Raw genomic sequence first — 17,305 nt, forward strand, 5'->3', positions numbered from 1 at the left:
ACATCCTTCTTCTCCAAAGAATCTATCTAACATTCCACGTTACCTCCTGTTGATATTTTATTGAGCTTTTCGCTCCTAACATATACTATGCATTTGGTTTCCATTTTGCTAATGTATTTTTATTATTTTTTTAATTTTTTAATCTAAACTAAAAAAGGCAAAACCACAACTTGTATAAGTTACTGGCTTTGCCTATTTAATAATCAATATTTTTTAGCAACAACAACCATCATCGAAGTTAAATAATAACAATACTATTAATATAACCCATATCCATATATTGTCATCGCATAATAAGTCTTCTAAAATATCTGTACATAATAATAAGAATACTATAACTATTATTATCAGCATTTTATTACCAAAAAATCCTTCGCATCCTCCAAAGAAACGTTCCATATTGTCTTCTAATTTTGTCATAACTAATCCTCCTTGAATCATTAAGAGACTAAGTTTTGTCTCTTTAATTAAATATATGTAGTAATAGACAGATAAGTTACTTCTAAAAAATTTTTATTTATTAGTTTATTTATTTCTTTTTCTCCAAGTTTATTGTATCTATCAACTTCATCTAGATAATCTTTTTTCTCTTCTGATATAGTATAAATTAAACTTTCAATTGATTTTATTTTGTATGCTTTATATCTTTCTATCAAGAATGATGTTTTTGAATTTTCTATTCCTTTCTTTACATTCATTAATCTTGATATGTAATCTTCTTTTTCATTAGATACATAACTCTCTTTTTCAGCTACATCTTCAAGGATTAAATTAGTCTCCATTACGTAGTCCTCTATACGTTGCATATCTAAAGTTATTGAATTATAATAAAAATTTACTGCTATAAGTAAAAACATTCCTACTGATGTTAGTAATAGTCCTACATATTTCATAGCATTTCCTCCTAAGTTATATTTGTTATCAATAAAGTTTATTCAGCAAATAAGACTTTATTACTACCTTTATAAAATTTTATTATTTTTTATAGATTCCATATTGAAAAATTCTTGATATTATATTAAACTAACATTAAAATTAATTAAAACTGCTTTAGGAGGCTTAAAATGTTTGAAAAAATAAAAGAAATAATAGCAGAACAATTAGGGGTAGACAATTTAGATGAGATAACTATGGAAGCATCTTTAATGGATGACTTAGAAGCTGATTCATTAGATGCTGTTGAAATTATAATGGCTCTTGAAGACGAGTTTGGAATAGAAATACCAGACGAGGAAGCTGAAAATTTTAAATGTATTGGTGATATATGTAAATATATTGAAGAAAACAAATAATATCGTTTTGTCTACAAATATAAATAGTCTGTGTAAACTTTTACATGATAAATTATATCAAAGTTCACACAGACTACATTACGTTTATTTACAATATATAGAAAATATACACTATTGTATTTAATTTATATAAGTATATAAATTACTTAAATCAAAATTACTTTTCTTCATAAAACGTTACATTCTTTATTATTATATCTATAGTCCCATCTTGATTTTGTTTTACAGTGTACTTCATTGGGTCTTCAAAATCGGTTAGGTTTCCTTTTATATCAAAACCATTATCTGTTTTTATACTTCTTTTTTTAAGTTTTTTCTCAACCCATTTTTTATCTATACTAAAACTTTCATCGAGACCTTTCTCTTCCATATGCTCTTTAAAGCTATCTTTTAACTCATCATCTTTAATTGAATTATCAACAAAATCATTTATATCAACTTCATGTTTTTCCTTTAGTGTATAATTTAATATACTTCTTACATCTTCAGCTTGCTTTATATCATTGCTAAGAGCATTGGTTATCCAATTTTCAGCTGTATTTTTAAATACTTTTGTCTTATACTTATCATCATCTATTTTTTTAGCATTTAAAAATTCTGTCACAAACTTTGATTCTGAACCTTCTTTTTCCGCATCCTTATCTAAAAGTCTTAAATGAAACTCATCATTTATACCACTTAAACTAATCAACGCTCCTTGCTTTTGTCTTAGAGTCTCTGGAATACCAATCTCATTTGAAACCATTTGAATATTGAATTTATCATCTATAAATTCAATTGAATGAGTGTACAACTTTTTATAATCTAATTTCAATATAGCTACACTCTTTTCATCTTTAATAGTATATAAACAAATTGCCAAATCACAAGATTCTAGTGCCGCATTGATTTTCATAACATCAAACAAGTAAGATGCAATTTCCTTAGAATTTTTTAAAAAAGTACTTTCATCATATATTATTTGTTCACAACAGTTTTTAATTAGATTATCATTATAATCTTTAAAAACACCTTTTCTTAAATCCTCATCCTTTGCAATTCTTTTTATAGACTTCTGGAAAAAACCATCTACTTCTTGATTAACTTTACCTTCAAAGTCGTTTAATATTGGAACATCACTATTTTTATCCAAAACATGTATTATAAACTTATGTATTATCATATATATCACCCCATTATCTTAATTTCGATATTAGCTCTTTCATATCCTCTGGTATATCTGCTTTAAATTTTAATTTTTCTTTTGTCCTTGGTTGTTTAAACTCCAGCTTGTATGCATGGAGTGCTTGCCTATTTATAAGCTCTTCATCTATGCACCCATATAACTCATCACCTATTATTCCATGACCTATATGAGCCATATGAACTCTTATTTGATGTGTTCTACCAGTTTCTAATCTTACTTCTAGTACAGTTGCATTTTTTAGTCTTTCTACTACTTTATAATGAGTAATAGACGCTTGTCCTCTTTCATCTATTATCCTTTTTATTGAATCCTCTGTAGGTCTATAAATCGGCTCATTTATAGTTCCCTCATCTTCTTCTATAATCCCACTAACTACTGCTATATACGTTTTTTCAACTTTATTTTCACTCATTGCTGTAGACATAGTATGATGCGCATAAGCATTTTTTGCTACTATAACTAGTCCTGAAGTATTCATATCTAACCTATTTACAAATCGTATTTTTACGTTTTCTTTTTGATTATCTATATAGTAACTAATACCATTTGCTATTGTTTTATCATAGTGACTTTTTGTTGGGTGAACTACCATAAATGGAGGTTTATTTACCATAATTATATCAAAATCATCATATATTATTTGTAAATTTAAATTTTGAGGTTCAAATTTTGCTTTTTCCTCTTCTATCTTTACTTCTATTAAATCACCATAATAGACTTTTAAACTCGGCTTTTTATACACCCCGTTTACTAAGACACTCTTTTCTCTCTTCATTTTTGATAATGACCTAACTGAAAAATTTAGTTTGTCCAATAAAACTTCTTTTAAAGTCATTTCTTCTTCATTTGTATACGATATGAGATTATATCTTTGATTTTCTTTTTTAAACAAACTTTTACCTACTTTCTTTTATTTCTTAAAAATCATGATATTATATATTTTACACTATTTTTGTTTAATAGATAATAATTATTTTTAACTATAAAAACCTGTAAGAATAACAAACAGTTATTCTTACAGGTTAAATTCATAGTTAAATATTTAATTTATAAAAATTATAATCTAAAACTATCTCTTAACTATTAGAGTAGTTCCCATTCCACCACCTATACAAAGTGTAGCAAGACCAGTTTTAGCATCTCTTCTCTTCATTTCATATAAAAGTGTAGTAAGTATTCTTGCTCCTGAGCATCCTATTGGATGTCCTATAGCTATTGCTCCACCATTAACATTAACTTTAGCCATATCTATATTTAAGTCTTTTACTACTGCTATAGATTGAGCAGCAAATGCCTCATTAGCTTCAACTAAATCTATATCTTCAATAGTCATATTAGCAACTTCTAAAGCTTTCTTAGTTGCTGGAACTGGCCCATATCCCATTATTTTAGGGTCAACACCAGCTGTTCCATAAGAAACTATAGTTGCAAGAGGCTCTATTCCTAGTTCTTCAGCTTTTTCTTTAGCCATTACTACTAGCATAGCAGCACCATCATTGATTCCTGATGCATTACCAGCAGTAACTGTTCCATCTTTTTTAAATGCAGGTCTTAACTTAGCAAGTTTTTCCATTGTAGTACCAGATTTAATATATTCATCTTTATCTACTACAGTGTCACCTTTTCTTCCTTTTATAACAACAGGAACTATTTCTTCATCAAATTTTCCTTCAGCTTGAGCTTTTTCAGCTTTATTTTGACTTGCAAGAGCTAGTTCATCTTGTTCTTCTCTAGTTATATTCCATTGCTCAGCTATATTTTCAGCAGTAATACCCATGTGATAGTTATTGAATATATCTGATAATCCATCTTTTATCATTGAATCAACAAAAGCAGCATCACCCATTCTCGCACCATATCTAGCACTTGGTACTAAATAAGGAGACATACTCATATTTTCAGCTCCACCAACTAGCATTATATCAGCATCGCCTAATGCTATAAGTTGAGATGCCATTGAAACAGATCTTAATCCAGAACCACAAACTATATTTATAGTCATAGCTGGCTTTTCTACTGGTATTCCTGCTCCTAATGCTATTTGTCTTGCTATATTTTGTCCAAGACCTGCTGTAAGTACTCCACCTAAAAGAGATTCATCTATCATATCTGGAGTTATATTAGCTCTTTTTATAGCTTCTTTAGCTGCTGTTATACCTAACTCTACTGCTGAAACTGATTTAAATGCTCCTCCAAAACTTCCTACTGCTGTTCTAGCTGCACTGGCAATTACTACTTCTCTCATATTCATTACCCCCATTAAATTATATTTTTATCAGATGTCCGAAATTTTTTTAAACAGTATTATTTAAATTGTTAATTCCTAAATTCTTATTTATTGTAATCATAGAATCCTATCTTAGTTTTTCTTCCTAATTGATTAGCTCTAACCATTTTAGCTAAAAGTGGATGAGGTCTATATTTAGTATCTCCAAACTCAGTATATAAAACGTTCATTATAGCTAAAACAACGTCTAACCCTATTAAGTCACCTAATGCTAATGGTCCCATTGGATGGTTTGCTCCTAATTTCATAGCTTCATCTATTTCTTCTTTACTTGCAACACCATCTGCATATATACCAACAGCTTCATTTATCATAGGTATAAGTATTCTGTTTACTACAAATCCAGGAGATTCAGATACGTCTACTGGCACTTTATTGATACTCTTAGATAATTCAAATACTGTATCAAAAGTAACTTTTGATGTTAATTGACCACTTATAACTTCAACTAATTTCATCATAGGAACTGGATTGAAGAAATGCATTCCTATAACTTTATCTGGTCTATTAGTAGAAGAAGCTATTTCTGTTATAGATAATGATGAAGTATTTGTTGCTAGAATAGTATCTTCTTTGCATAATTCATCTAATAGTTTGAAAACATCTTTCTTTATGTTCATATCCTCTACAGATGCTTCTATTATTAAATCCATATCTTTTAAATCTTCATAGTTAGTAGTTGAGCTAACATGACTTAATATTTCTGCTTTTGTAGCTTCATCCATTTTTCCTTTAGTAACTAACTTAGTTAAATTTTTGTCTAATAAGCCTAAACATTTATCTATAGCACCTTGAGTTCTACTCTTTAAACATACATCATGACCACAACTTGCAAAAGTTTGTACAATACCGCTTCCCATAGTTCCACTACCTATTACAGCTAATTTCATAGTTATAACCTCCTGTTATTTTAGTATTTATATTCTGTTAACTAGATTAAAATACTATTCAATCTAGTTAACAGCAAATATATTTTTAATTAGATTTTTACCCTTTTATAAAGTTAGCTTCTCTTTTTTCAACAAAAGCTGACATTCCTTCTTTTTGGTCTTTAGTTGAAAAACAAAGACCGAATAAATTAGATTCTATATCTATTCCAGTATTTATATCAGTTTGAGCACCAAGTTGTATTGCTTCTTTAGAGTATCTAACTGCAAGTTGAGCATTTTTAGTTATTATCTTAGCTAGTTTCTCAACTTCTTCTATTAAAACGTCTGGCTCAACGACTCTATTTACTAACCCTATTTTTTCAGCTTCATCAGCTTTTATAACTTGACCTGTAAAGATTAATTCTTTTGCTTTTGCCATTCCAACCAATCTTGTAAGTCTTTGAGTTCCTCCATACCCTGGAGTTATTCCAAGAGTTACTTCTGGTTGACCAAACTTAGCTTTAGTAGATGCAATTCTTATGTCACACGCCATTGCAAGTTCGCATCCTCCACCTAAAGCAAATCCATTTACAGCGGCAATCACTACTTTTTTACTACTCTCTATTTCTCCAAAAGCTTTAGCTCCTAAGCTACTAAAATCTTTAGCAGCTACAGCATCTAAATCCTTCATGTATGCAATATCTGCTCCAGCTACAAATGCCTTTCCTTCCCCTGTCAATATTACAACATCAATAGTTTCATCATTATTAATATCTACAAATACTTCATAAAGTTCTTCTAAAGTTTTTGAATTTATTGCATTAAGGGCTTTAGGTCTATTCATTTTCACTGTACATATATTTCCATCTACTTCAACAGCTACATTCTCATAAACTTTAACATCACTTGTACTCATAATACCCTCCCCAAGAAATTAGTTAGCTAAAACTTCACCTTTTTCTTTTGCAACACTTAACTGACTGATAAGTTCTGGAAGTACTTTATGAACATCTCCAACTATACCAACATCAGCATACTTAAATATTGGAGCCTCTGGATTTTTATTTATAGCAACTATAAACTCAGCATCTTCCATCCCAGCTATATGTTGTATTGCTCCAGATATACCACATGCTATATAAAGGTCTGGTCTTACAGTTTTACCAGTTTGACCAACTTGTCTTGCTTTATCTAACCATCCTGCATCTATAGTGGCACGAGAGCCAGAAACTTCTCCGCCCATGATTTCAGCTAATTCATAAAGTATGTCTAAGTTTTCTTTTCCACCCATTCCACGTCCAGCAGAAACTAATATCTTAGCATCTTCTATTTTAACTTGCTTTTTAGCTTCTTTTATTACTTCTACAACTTGAACTAATTTATCAGCATCATTAAATTCTACCTTGAAACGATTGATTACAGCTTCTTTAGTTTCATCAGGCTCATTCTTCTTCATAACTCCTGGTCTAACTGTAGACATTTGAGGTCTGAAGTCTTTACAAACTATTGTTGCCATTATGTTTCCACCAAAGGCAGGTCTTGTCATTAATAATAATTTTGTATCTTCAGCTACTGCAAGACCTGTACAGTCAGCAGTAAGACCTGTATGTATTCTAGCAGAAACTCTAGGTGCTAAATCTCTACCTATTGAAGTTGCACCAAATAATACAACTATTGGGTCAGCTGCTTTTATTGCTTCATAAGCTGCTTTTGTATATGGTTCAGTTGTATACACTGCTAAAGCTTCATCATCTACTACTATTACTTCGTCTGCACCATAATGTGCTAATGTATCTATTAAACCTTCTACCTTACTTCCTAAAAGTAATGCAGAAACTTTTGTATCATAATCTTTTGCTATTTCTGTAGCCTTTCCTAGTAATTCTAAAGAAACAGATTGAATTACATTTTCTCTTTGTTCTATTACTACTAAAACGTTACCCATTCTTTATCCCCCCTTAATTATATGATATACTTCTCTTTTAATTTATCTATGATAATTCCAGCTGATGTTTTCGCATCTTCATTGTATATTGTACCAGCTGGTTTAACTGATTTTGTAAATGATTTAAATACACTAGTTGGAGAACCTTTAAGACCTAAATTAGAAGGGTCAACTTCTATGTCTTTTACAGTCCATGTTTCTACTACATCATTTTCGAAAGCATCATATATTCTTCCAACTTTCATGTATCTTGGTGTGTTCATATCTTTAAGAGTTGTTATAAGGCATGGCATTTTAACTTTTAAGTCATGGCAACAATCTTCAAATTGTCTTTTTACTAATACATATTCACCTTCAGTTTTTATTTCTTCAGCATATGTTATTGATGGAAGATTTAAATGTTCAGCTATTTGAGGTCCAACTTGCGCAGTATCTCCATCTATCGCCTGTCTTCCAGCTATTATAATATCAAAATCTATATTTTTTAATGCCCCTGCTAATGCTGATGAAGTTGCCCAAGTATCAGCACCTGCAAATGCTCTATCTGTTAATAATATTCCTCTATCTGCACCCATTGCTAAAGCTTCTTTTAAAGCCATATCTGCTTGAGGAGGTCCCATTGTTATAACTGTTACATGAGCACCCATTTCTTCTTTTAATTTTATAGCTTCTTCTAGACCTGCTTTATCATCAGGGTTTATTATACTTGGTACTCCATCTCTAATTAAAGTACCTGTATTAGGATCTAGTTTAACTTCTGTTGTATCTGGAACTTGTTTTATACAAACGACTATATTCATAAATCCTTCCTCCATATCTCTTTTAATATCGACCTATTGTGTATATTTTAATATTTATCTATTTTAATATTTATCTATTTTAATAATTTTCCTGAAATAACCATTCTTTGAACTTCACTAGTTCCTTCATATATTTCAGTTATCTTAGCATCTCTCATCATTCTTTCCACTGGATAGTCACGAGTGTATCCATATCCACCATGAAGTTGTACAGCTTTTGTAGTAACTTCCATAGCTGTCTCAGCTGCAAATAATTTTGCCATTGCTGCTTCTACTCCATAAGGTTTTCCTAAGTCTTTATTTATAGCTGCTTGATATACAAGATGTCTAGCCGCTTGTACTTTAACTTCCATATCAGCTAATTGGAATTGTGTATTTTGGAATTTTGATAATGGTCTACCGAACTGTACTCTTTCTTTTACATATTTAACTGTTTCATCAATAGCTCCTTGTGCTAAACCTAAAGCTTGTGCAGCTATACCAATTCTACCACCATCAAGAGTAGACATAGCTATTTTAAATCCTTGACCTTCTTTTCCAAGTAAATTTTCTTTAGGTATTCTACAATCTTCAAATATTAATTCACTAGTAGCTGAACCTCTTATACCCATTTTCTTTTCTTTAACTCCAAAGCTAAATCCAGGAGTTCCTTTTTCAACTATAAATGCTGATATTCCTTTATTACCCTTAGATTTATCAGTCATTGCCATTACTACATATATATCACCAGCTATTGCATTTGTTATAAATATTTTTGAGCCATTAAGTATGTATTCATCTCCATCTAAGACAGCAGTTGTTTGTTGTCCAGACGCATCTGTCCCAGCATTAGGCTCAGTAAGACCAAATGCGCCTAATTTTTCTCCACTTGCTAATGGTCTTAAGAATTTTTGTTTTTGTTCTTCATTTCCATATTGATATATAGGCCATGAACCAAGAGATGTATGAGCTGATAATATAACTCCTGTAGTACCACAAACTCTAGACAATTCTTCAACTGCCATTATATATCCTACAGTGTCTCCACCTTCTCCACCATATTCTTTTGGATATGGTATACCCATCATTCCTGCTTTTGCCATCTTTTCCACTGTTTCATAAGGAAATCTTTCTTCTTCATCAAGTTCTGTTGCTAAAGGTTTAACTTCATTTTCAGCGAAGCTTACATATAGCTCTTTAAGCATCTCATATTTTTTAGAATTTAAATCCATAATAGCCTCCTCAGTATTTTATAAATATTTTATTTTCATTTATTAATTAAAATCTCGGCAGCATCTATAATAAAGTATTTGAATATACGTCGAGAAATTTATTACCTTAATTAAAGTCCGCCCTATATTTATACGTGATTATACTAACCAATTATGACATTAATTTAATTATAAATTGTTAATTTAAAATCAACTACACTTAAAAAAAATCTCGATTTTTGGAATTTTATGAAATTTCAAACTATAATAAGATTTATTTTGCAATGCTTATAGATAAAATAATTTGTTTACGATATTTATATCAGGGTATGTTAGATAGTAAACATTGTCTATATAACTGTTTTTTAGCCATATACAGAAATTTTTTATCGTATAAAAATTATTTTAATAGAGCTAAATAATCACAATTTTATCTGATTATTTTTTATTTTTAAATATCTTACATCTATAATAGTATCACTCAAAGGATAATTTTTCAATAATTTCTAATTATTTTTTTAACAATATTTATTACATTTTTTCCACTTTTTTGTCATTTTTTTATTGTTTTGAAGAAAAATCAGAATTTTTTAACTTCATTTTGGATTATTAGTTTAAATTAGATTATTCTCTTAGATTTATAAATATTTGCTCAAAAAAACTATCTCTGTATACATCGTATACAGAGATAGTTTTTTACTAATTTCCATTAAGTTAACTATATTTTTTACCAATTTTTACAAACATCTACCCATTTTTCACACTTAGAAAACTTTTCCATTTCTTCGCATGTAAGTTCTATTGCGGAATTACTACTTCCACATGCAGGAAATACTGTATCAAATCTTTTCATTGAATCATCTAAATACACTTTTAGAGAATTCTTTAGGCCAAATGGACAAACACCACCAATAGCATGTCCAGTAAAATCCAAAACTTCTTTTGGTGTCAGCATTTTAGCCTTACAACTAAATTCAGCCTTATACTTCTTATTATCAATCTTAGCATCACCAGCTGTTACAACTAAAATTGCATCATCACCTATTTTAAATGAAAGTGTCTTAGCTATTCTTGCTGGAATAACTCCTGCCGCTTCAGCTGCAAGTTCCACAGTAGCACTAGATTGCTCAAATTCTAATATACTATCTTCTCTTCCAAACTGTTTAAAATACTCTCTTACATTACTTATTGACATCAAATCTGCCTCCTAATCTGAATGTTTATAAATTTAATATTATTCTTAATTATATCTATGATTGATTCATTTTTCAATTTTTTAAAATCATTCCATAATATTAGCATTCCATACATCATTATTTTTTCCAACTACTAAATACAATCCTTTCGCCATTGGAATATCGACAATATATTCTCCCTTATATTCGACACTCATACCAGACTCATTAAAGTACCTATAATCAAAATTTAATCCTCTTGGAATTACAAAATCAACATAACCTTGATCATTTGGTTTTATTCCATATTCTAGAGTTTTTGCAGTTATAGAATTCTTTTCATTAAATAAATCTACATTTACATAGGAAGAACATTTATTTATTCCTTTTTTATTTTCTACACAATTTTCAAACTTCATTTTAGCACTGTTTAACTTATAACTATATTTACTATTATTGCTTATTTTAAACCTTACAATAGTACCAATATCCCTACTTCTTCTGCTATCAAAATCAAAAACAATCTCCTCTAAATGATTTATTTCATAATCTTTGACACTTACCATATCTCTATATACTAATTTATTTATAGCTATGAATAGTGTAAAAATCCCCAAAATAAAAAATGAAACTTTTATAAACTTATTCATTTCTATTCTCCTTATATTTTGTGCTATTGTGCTATAATATTAATTAAAATTTTAATAATTAAACTTATTCTTTTTTGAAATCTTAATAGAAAAATACATCGATATTATAAAAATTATTATTGTTAAAAATGTTATGCTATATAAATTTATATATTTAGTATTAGTCATATCAGTTACATAATTTGAAAGATACACTCCTCCAACTTTACTATAATTAAAATGCTTTACTTGATATACAATCATACTAATCGTCCTCAAAAGACTTCCATATACAAAGTAAATTAAAATACTTACTATAAGACCACAAACTTTCATTTTTCCATATCCAAACTTAAAAATTAAAGGAAGTAAAACTGCCAAAATTGCTAAAAATATATTTACAGAAAAAAATACATCATTTAAAACCATATTTCTAAAGAATACTAGTGATGTCAATTTACTTATTAAGGACACAATTGCTGTTACAGAAATTATCAGCCCTACACCCAATAAATATTTTGAGTAAACTATGTCTTCTATACTGACTGGCATACTCCTTATAAAAATCCTTGAATCATTCTCATAATCACATTCAAACGTATTTATAAATATTAAATAACTCACAGCAATACTTACTGTATAATATGAAATTGAATTAAGGAAAAAATAAAACACAAAAAATAGCAATATGTACTTTAAATTACGGATACCATCTGAACTAATCCCTATTATTAAATCTTTCCTTATTAAATTGAACATTATTTCACCTCATTTACATAATAATACATTAGTTCTTCTATAGTAGGATTTTTGACCTTATGCTTATCAATTTCTATCAATAGGCTTTTTACTTTCAAGCTATCTCCAACTTTAACAAGTGCCTCATTATAATATTTATACTCTTTCACACCAACTATATTTTCTTTGATTGATTCTAATTCTGCTTTATTTGCCCTAATTATTTTATATTCCTGTTCTATCAATTCTTTCTTAACTGTAAAAATCTGATTTCCTTTATTTATAAAAACAAGATAATCAGCAACTTTAATTAGATTGTCGGTGTTATGAGTAGAGACTATAACACTGCTGTTTCCATTTTTCACAAAATCTTTTAAATACTGCATTATTTCAGTTCTCACAATTGGGTCTATCCCAGCAGTTGGTTCATCCAAAATCAATAATTTAGCATCATGACTAAGTGCACTTGACAACATAAGTTTTTCAGATTGACCTTTAGATAAATTTTTAATATGTATATTTTCTTCTATCTCAAACTTATTAAGGTATTCATCAAATCTTTCTCTATCAAAATTCTTATAAAATAAAGAAACTATTCTTCTAAATTCCTTAACCTTTAAATGTGGATAAAATTGTAAAGAATCATATACAAAACCAATATTGTTTTTAAAGCTTATTGGAGAATTTTCAATAGTTTCATTACAAAGCTCAATTTCGCCTTCATCTGCATCAATAATCCCCATTATAAGTTTTATTAAAGTCGTTTTTCCAGAACCATTTGGTCCTATAATCCCAACAATGTCTCCTTCCTTTAACTCTAAGTTTATATTATTTAACTTGAATTTTCCTAATTTTTTTGTGATATTCCTTATGCTAAACACATCTTCACCTCTTATGCATTTTTTTATACCCACCTATACATATTTTAACACATTCACTACAAAGGTCATTTATAAATTTATAAATTAAGAATTATAAAACTATGTTATAATACAAAGTATGAAGAGGTGAATATATGAAAAGAATTATAACTATAAATACAAACCAATTAAATAAGTCTCTTGAGACTAAAGAACTCTTAACTAGAAAACTTATCAAAGCTGGCTTTGAAGTGTATTCAGATATTTATCCAGATACAGAGCTCATTATATCAATTGGTGGTGATGGCTCTTTTTTAAGAACAGTTAGAGATTTCGATTTTCCTGAGATTCCTATAATGGGAATAAATACAGGGCATCTGGGGTTTTTTCCTGATATTTTACCAGATAAGATTGATAGCTTTATTGAAGCTTATACAAAAAAAGATTATATTATTCAAGAAATGTCACTTCTTAATGCAGAAGTATATACAACTACTAGTGGTTCTAATATGCTTGCTGTAAATGAGGTTGTTATAAGAGGAGACAAGTCTAGGACTATACACCTAAATTTAAGCCTTGATGATAAACATATACAAAATTTTAGTGGAGATGGTATGATTATTTCTACTTCCACTGGTTCGACAGCCTATAACTATTCTGCTGGAGGTAGTATTGTTGATATAAATCTTGAACTTATGCAGATTACACCTTTACATCCGATAAATACTAATGCATATAGGTGCTTTACATCAAGTATAATATGTTCAAATGAATCTGTTATAAAAATTGCACCCGAATATAGATTTGAAGATTCTGTATTGATTGTCGTTGATGGAGTTGAACACAGATTTAGACAAATCGAAAACATAAAAGTTAGTATATCTGATGCAAAAATAAAATTACTTAGGATGTCAAACTACGAGTTTTGGCATAGAGTATCTGAAAAATTTTTATAGACTGAACTTAGGAGGATTTTAAATATGAAAATAGGAATAATGAGTGATACTCATGGTAGTTTACTTTACTTTGAAAAAGCGTTAAATGTATTGTCTGATTGTGACGTTCTATTACATGGTGGAGACGTCTTATATCATGGTCCTAGAAATGAAATTCCAGAAGGATATAATCCTAAAAAATTCATTGAGGTATTAAATAAATTAGAAAATATTATGATTGTAAAAGGAAACTGTGATGCAGATGTTGACCAAATGGTAATACAACATCCTATTCAGAGTCCCTATGTCATGAGCCAGTTTGGTGAAATTAGAATTATATTGAACCATGGCTATACAGAATCAGAAGAAGAAATTATTGACAAAGCAAAGAAAATGGGTGCTGACATATTAGTTTTAGGACATACTCATGTAAAAAAGCTATACATGGATGATAATTTAATAGTAATAAATCCAGGAAGTACTTCTATCCCAAAAGATGGAAGCCATTCTGTTGCAATTATAGATATCATAAAAACTGATGATGAAGATGAGCTTGAACTTGATATCAACTTAATTGACATCAATACTGGGAATATAATAAATATTAATGATTAGTAAACTTTCAATAAAAATAAAGTAAACTTTAATTTGTTAAATTCATAATAAAAAACAAGTAAACCATTTTATTTCTTCTCAACTAGAAATTTAAGTACAATACCTTAAACTTCAAATTAAATAGAATCTGGTTTACTTGTTTTATTCTATACTATATTGAAATATAACTTAGTTTACTTGTTTTTATTATATATTATATTGAAGCATAACTTAGTTTCCCTTCTCTTATTATATATTAATTTTGATTTACACAATATTACTGTAATGCTAATGCTTCTGTATATGGCTTACTATTCTTACCTCCACCAACTTGTACAAATTTATCAGCCTTTACTTTTTTTATAAAACTTTTCTGTGCACTACTTAAACTTCCACTTGCAAGGATTACAGGTGACTTTGTTTTTGAAGCTAATACTCCAGCAGCAAGCCCATCAACTAAATCGGCTTCTCTACCACTTCCATCTTTTGCAAAATACATATTATTAACCTTACTTGACTTGCCATAAAATTTTTCTAAGACTTTAGCATTTGTATCTTTTCTATCTGTTCCTGCTAGTCTTTCTGAATTTATTAATTGTCCTTCAAGTTTTTTACTTATACTATACTCTCCACCTACTATGTATGTCTCAGTTGAGTTTTGTGTAATAAAGTTCTTCGCTTCACTTCTTATACTATCTTTACCTGTATATATTATAGCCATATTATCACTTGCTGCTGGACTTGATATTGAAGTTGCATCTGCTAGCCCATTATATCCATTAACCACTGCCACTTTTGAAACACCTAAATCACCAGTATCATCTAACTGCTTAGTAAGGAGTAAAGATGTCTCTTCTCTATCTGCTCCACCAATTCTACTAACTAACACTCCTATATCTTCAAGAGATTCTTTTACACTTGATGAAATAGCTCCTTCACTTCCAATTAAAATAACTTCTGCTGGATTAAGCCTCTTTATTTCATCTGTTACATTCTCTGGTATACTGTTTTTATTGGTAAGTAGTATTGGTGCATCCAACTTACTTGCCAAAGGAGTTGAAGCCAATGCATCTGGCAATGAATTTGAGTTAACTAGAAACACACTTTCTGAACCATTGTTCCATCCACTTTGAGATATTTTTATGGCTGTATCAAATCTATCTTCACCAATTAGCGTTTCCTCCTTTGGAGATTTTCTGTTTTGAAGATAATGACTCATATCTACCTGTTTATTTTGATTTTTACTAGTGGTGTCTGCATATACACAACTTGGCATCATAATCCCAAATGAAAGTGCAAATGCTATTATTTTTTTAGATTTAATTTTCAATACAATTCCCCCTTTTAAATGTCAATACCTATTGATATCCATATTTCTTATTGATACCCTAAACTAAAAATAATTATCTTTTATAAAAATAATCATAAAAATAGCTATACCATTTCAAATACAATACAAGCTTATAATCAGCCTGACTTATAAAGAGTGATATAGCTATTATAACTTTAAATACTTAATTTTTGAATACTTTTTAACTAAACTCTTTCAGCATATTTTTCAGCTATTCTTACAATTAATCTAGTAGCTTTCTCCATAGAACTAGCTGGTATACACTCATTTTTTCCATGGAAGTTTAATCCACCAGTAAAGATATTTGGACAAGGTAGCCCATTAAAAGATAACCTTGCTCCATCAGTACCTCCTCTTACAGGCACTAGACGTGGATTTATATCTAACTCCTCCATAGCTTCTTTAGCTATATCAACTATAAACATAACTGGCTCAATCTTTTCTTTCATATTATAATAAGAATCTTTTAAATCTAATTCTACTCTATTATCATATTTTTTATTTATTTTTTCTATATTTTCTATCATAATAGATTTTCTCTGTTCAAATTTTTCTTTGCAATGGTCTCTAATAATATAAGACATACTTACATTTTCAACATTTCCACCTATAGAATTTAAATGCCAAAATCCTTCATACCCTTCTGTTGTTTCTGGTCTTTCATTTGCTGGAAACATTTCTGATATTTCAGTAGCTATATGTATAGCATTTACCATTTTATTTTTAGCTGAACCTGGATGAACATTTCTACCATGTATAGTAATAGTTGCATTTGCTGCATTGAAGTTTTCACATTCAAGTTCTCCAACTATTCCTCCATCCAAAGTATATGCATATTTTGCTCCAAATTTTTCAACATCAAATAAATCAGCACCTCTACCAATTTCTTCATCTGGTGTAAATCCTATTTTTATATCTCCATGTTTAATTTCTGGATGATTTATTAGATATTCTATTGCAGTTACTATTTCAGCTATACCAGCTTTATCATCAGAACCAAGTAATGTTGTTCCATCAGTAACTATTAAGTCATCCCCTTTAAATTCTGCTAACTCTGGAGAATCCTTTACATATGTAACAACATTTAATTCTTCATTTAAAACTATGTCTTTTCCATCATAGTTTTCTATTATTCTTGGCTTAATATCTTTTCCACTAACATCTTCAATTGTATCTAAATGTGATATGAACCCTATAGTATCCACACCTTCAGTATTCCCTTTTAAAGTAGCCATTACATAACTATTTTCATCTAAACTCACATCATCAATCCCCATTGTCTTTAGCTCTTCAACTATATACTTAGCTAAAACTCTTTGACCTTCTGAAGATGGACAATCTTCACATTGAGAATTAGATGTTGTATCAAATGATACGTATTTTAAAAATCTTTCTACTACTTTTTGTTTCACATACATACCCTCTTTCTTATAATATTAATAAAAAATTTTATT

General features: G+C 29.2%; 19 protein-coding genes. 3 read left to right on the forward strand and 16 right to left on the reverse strand.

The window, feature by feature from the left end:
* Window positions 1-213: 213 nt before the first annotated feature.
* Both KGF39_RS11910 and KGF39_RS11915 read right to left on the reverse strand, forming a co-directional pair.
* Window positions 214-420: a hypothetical protein gene (locus KGF39_RS11910; RefSeq protein ID WP_009888870.1), complete on the reverse strand. Its 207-nt coding sequence runs from the start codon at window positions 418-420 to the stop codon at window positions 214-216.
* A 47-nt stretch (window positions 421-467) separates the two neighbouring features.
* A complete protein-coding gene (locus KGF39_RS11915) occupies window positions 468-893 on the reverse strand; it encodes a hypothetical protein (protein WP_054273106.1) in 426 nt (141 codons plus the stop codon).
* 171 nt (window positions 894-1,064) lie between these two features.
* Here KGF39_RS11915 and acpP point away from each other — a divergent pair, with 171 nt between their 5' ends.
* Window positions 1,065-1,292, forward strand: coding sequence for an acyl carrier protein (gene acpP / locus KGF39_RS11920; protein ID WP_003418905.1), 228 nt, complete (start codon window positions 1,065-1,067; stop codon window positions 1,290-1,292).
* Window positions 1,293-1,449: 157 nt separating this feature from the next.
* Here the strand turns inward: acpP and KGF39_RS11925 are convergent, their stop codons facing one another.
* From KGF39_RS11925 to KGF39_RS11980, 12 genes are all read right to left on the reverse strand, one after another.
* Entirely contained in the window at window positions 1,450-2,454 is a 1,005-nt protein-coding gene (locus KGF39_RS11925) for a nucleoid-associated protein (RefSeq protein WP_054273105.1), read from the reverse strand.
* Between the two features lie 13 nt (window positions 2,455-2,467).
* Window positions 2,468-3,370, reverse strand: a complete 903-nt coding sequence (locus KGF39_RS11930) for an RluA family pseudouridine synthase (protein WP_107595312.1) — start codon at window positions 3,368-3,370, stop codon at window positions 2,468-2,470.
* Window positions 3,371-3,547: 177 nt separating this feature from the next.
* Entirely contained in the window at window positions 3,548-4,723 is a 1,176-nt protein-coding gene (locus KGF39_RS11935; RefSeq protein WP_227822468.1) for an acetyl-CoA C-acetyltransferase, read from the reverse strand.
* A gap of 86 nt (window positions 4,724-4,809) precedes the next feature.
* Window positions 4,810-5,655 carry a 3-hydroxybutyryl-CoA dehydrogenase gene (locus KGF39_RS11940; protein ID WP_054273102.1) on the reverse strand — a complete coding sequence of 282 codons (846 nt, stop codon included), beginning with the start codon at window positions 5,653-5,655 and terminating at the stop codon, window positions 4,810-4,812.
* 97 nt (window positions 5,656-5,752) lie between these two features.
* Window positions 5,753-6,550, reverse strand: a complete 798-nt coding sequence (locus KGF39_RS11945) for an enoyl-CoA hydratase-related protein (protein ID WP_227822469.1) — start codon at window positions 6,548-6,550, stop codon at window positions 5,753-5,755.
* A gap of 18 nt (window positions 6,551-6,568) precedes the next feature.
* Window positions 6,569-7,579, reverse strand: coding sequence for an electron transfer flavoprotein subunit alpha/FixB family protein (locus KGF39_RS11950; RefSeq protein WP_227822470.1), 1,011 nt, complete (start codon window positions 7,577-7,579; stop codon window positions 6,569-6,571).
* Window positions 7,580-7,596: 17 nt separating this feature from the next.
* A complete protein-coding gene (locus tag KGF39_RS11955) occupies window positions 7,597-8,379 on the reverse strand; it encodes an electron transfer flavoprotein subunit beta/FixA family protein (protein ID WP_009888867.1) in 783 nt (260 codons plus the stop codon).
* Between the two features lie 74 nt (window positions 8,380-8,453).
* Window positions 8,454-9,590: an acyl-CoA dehydrogenase gene (locus KGF39_RS11960; RefSeq protein ID WP_227822471.1), complete on the reverse strand. Its 1,137-nt coding sequence runs from the start codon at window positions 9,588-9,590 to the stop codon at window positions 8,454-8,456.
* 706 nt (window positions 9,591-10,296) lie between these two features.
* Complete coding sequence (locus KGF39_RS11965; protein ID WP_227822472.1) at window positions 10,297-10,764, reverse strand: YbaK/EbsC family protein; 468 nt, start codon at window positions 10,762-10,764, stop codon at window positions 10,297-10,299.
* A gap of 87 nt (window positions 10,765-10,851) precedes the next feature.
* Window positions 10,852-11,394 carry a hypothetical protein gene (locus KGF39_RS11970; RefSeq protein ID WP_227822473.1) on the reverse strand — a complete coding sequence of 181 codons (543 nt, stop codon included), beginning with the start codon at window positions 11,392-11,394 and terminating at the stop codon, window positions 10,852-10,854.
* Between the two features lie 51 nt (window positions 11,395-11,445).
* Window positions 11,446-12,132, reverse strand: coding sequence for an ABC-2 transporter permease (locus KGF39_RS11975; protein ID WP_227822474.1), 687 nt, complete (start codon window positions 12,130-12,132; stop codon window positions 11,446-11,448).
* Window positions 12,132-12,992: an ABC transporter ATP-binding protein gene (locus KGF39_RS11980; protein ID WP_079739969.1), complete on the reverse strand. Its 861-nt coding sequence runs from the start codon at window positions 12,990-12,992 to the stop codon at window positions 12,132-12,134. The genes KGF39_RS11975 and KGF39_RS11980 overlap by 1 nt, the downstream gene beginning before the upstream one ends.
* A gap of 134 nt (window positions 12,993-13,126) precedes the next feature.
* Here KGF39_RS11980 and KGF39_RS11985 point away from each other — a divergent pair, with 134 nt between their 5' ends.
* Window positions 13,127-13,927 carry an NAD(+)/NADH kinase gene (locus tag KGF39_RS11985; RefSeq protein WP_054273095.1) on the forward strand — a complete coding sequence of 267 codons (801 nt, stop codon included), beginning with the start codon at window positions 13,127-13,129 and terminating at the stop codon, window positions 13,925-13,927.
* Window positions 13,928-13,951: 24 nt separating this feature from the next.
* Window positions 13,952-14,521, forward strand: a complete 570-nt coding sequence (gene yfcE / locus KGF39_RS11990) for a phosphodiesterase (RefSeq protein WP_227822475.1) — start codon at window positions 13,952-13,954, stop codon at window positions 14,519-14,521.
* A gap of 256 nt (window positions 14,522-14,777) precedes the next feature.
* On the opposite strand, the gene KGF39_RS11995 is transcribed toward yfcE, so the two are convergent.
* Window positions 14,778-15,830, reverse strand: coding sequence for a cell wall-binding protein Cwp18 (locus tag KGF39_RS11995; protein ID WP_227822476.1), 1,053 nt, complete (start codon window positions 15,828-15,830; stop codon window positions 14,778-14,780).
* A 206-nt stretch (window positions 15,831-16,036) separates the two neighbouring features.
* Window positions 16,037-17,263: a peptidase T gene (gene pepT, locus KGF39_RS12000; protein ID WP_227822477.1), complete on the reverse strand. Its 1,227-nt coding sequence runs from the start codon at window positions 17,261-17,263 to the stop codon at window positions 16,037-16,039.
* Between the last annotated feature and the right edge of the window lie 42 nt (window positions 17,264-17,305).

Source organism: Clostridioides sp. ZZV14-6345, assembly GCF_020657775.1.
Taxonomy (GTDB): Bacteria; Bacillota; Clostridia; order Peptostreptococcales; family Peptostreptococcaceae; genus Clostridioides; species Clostridioides difficile_D.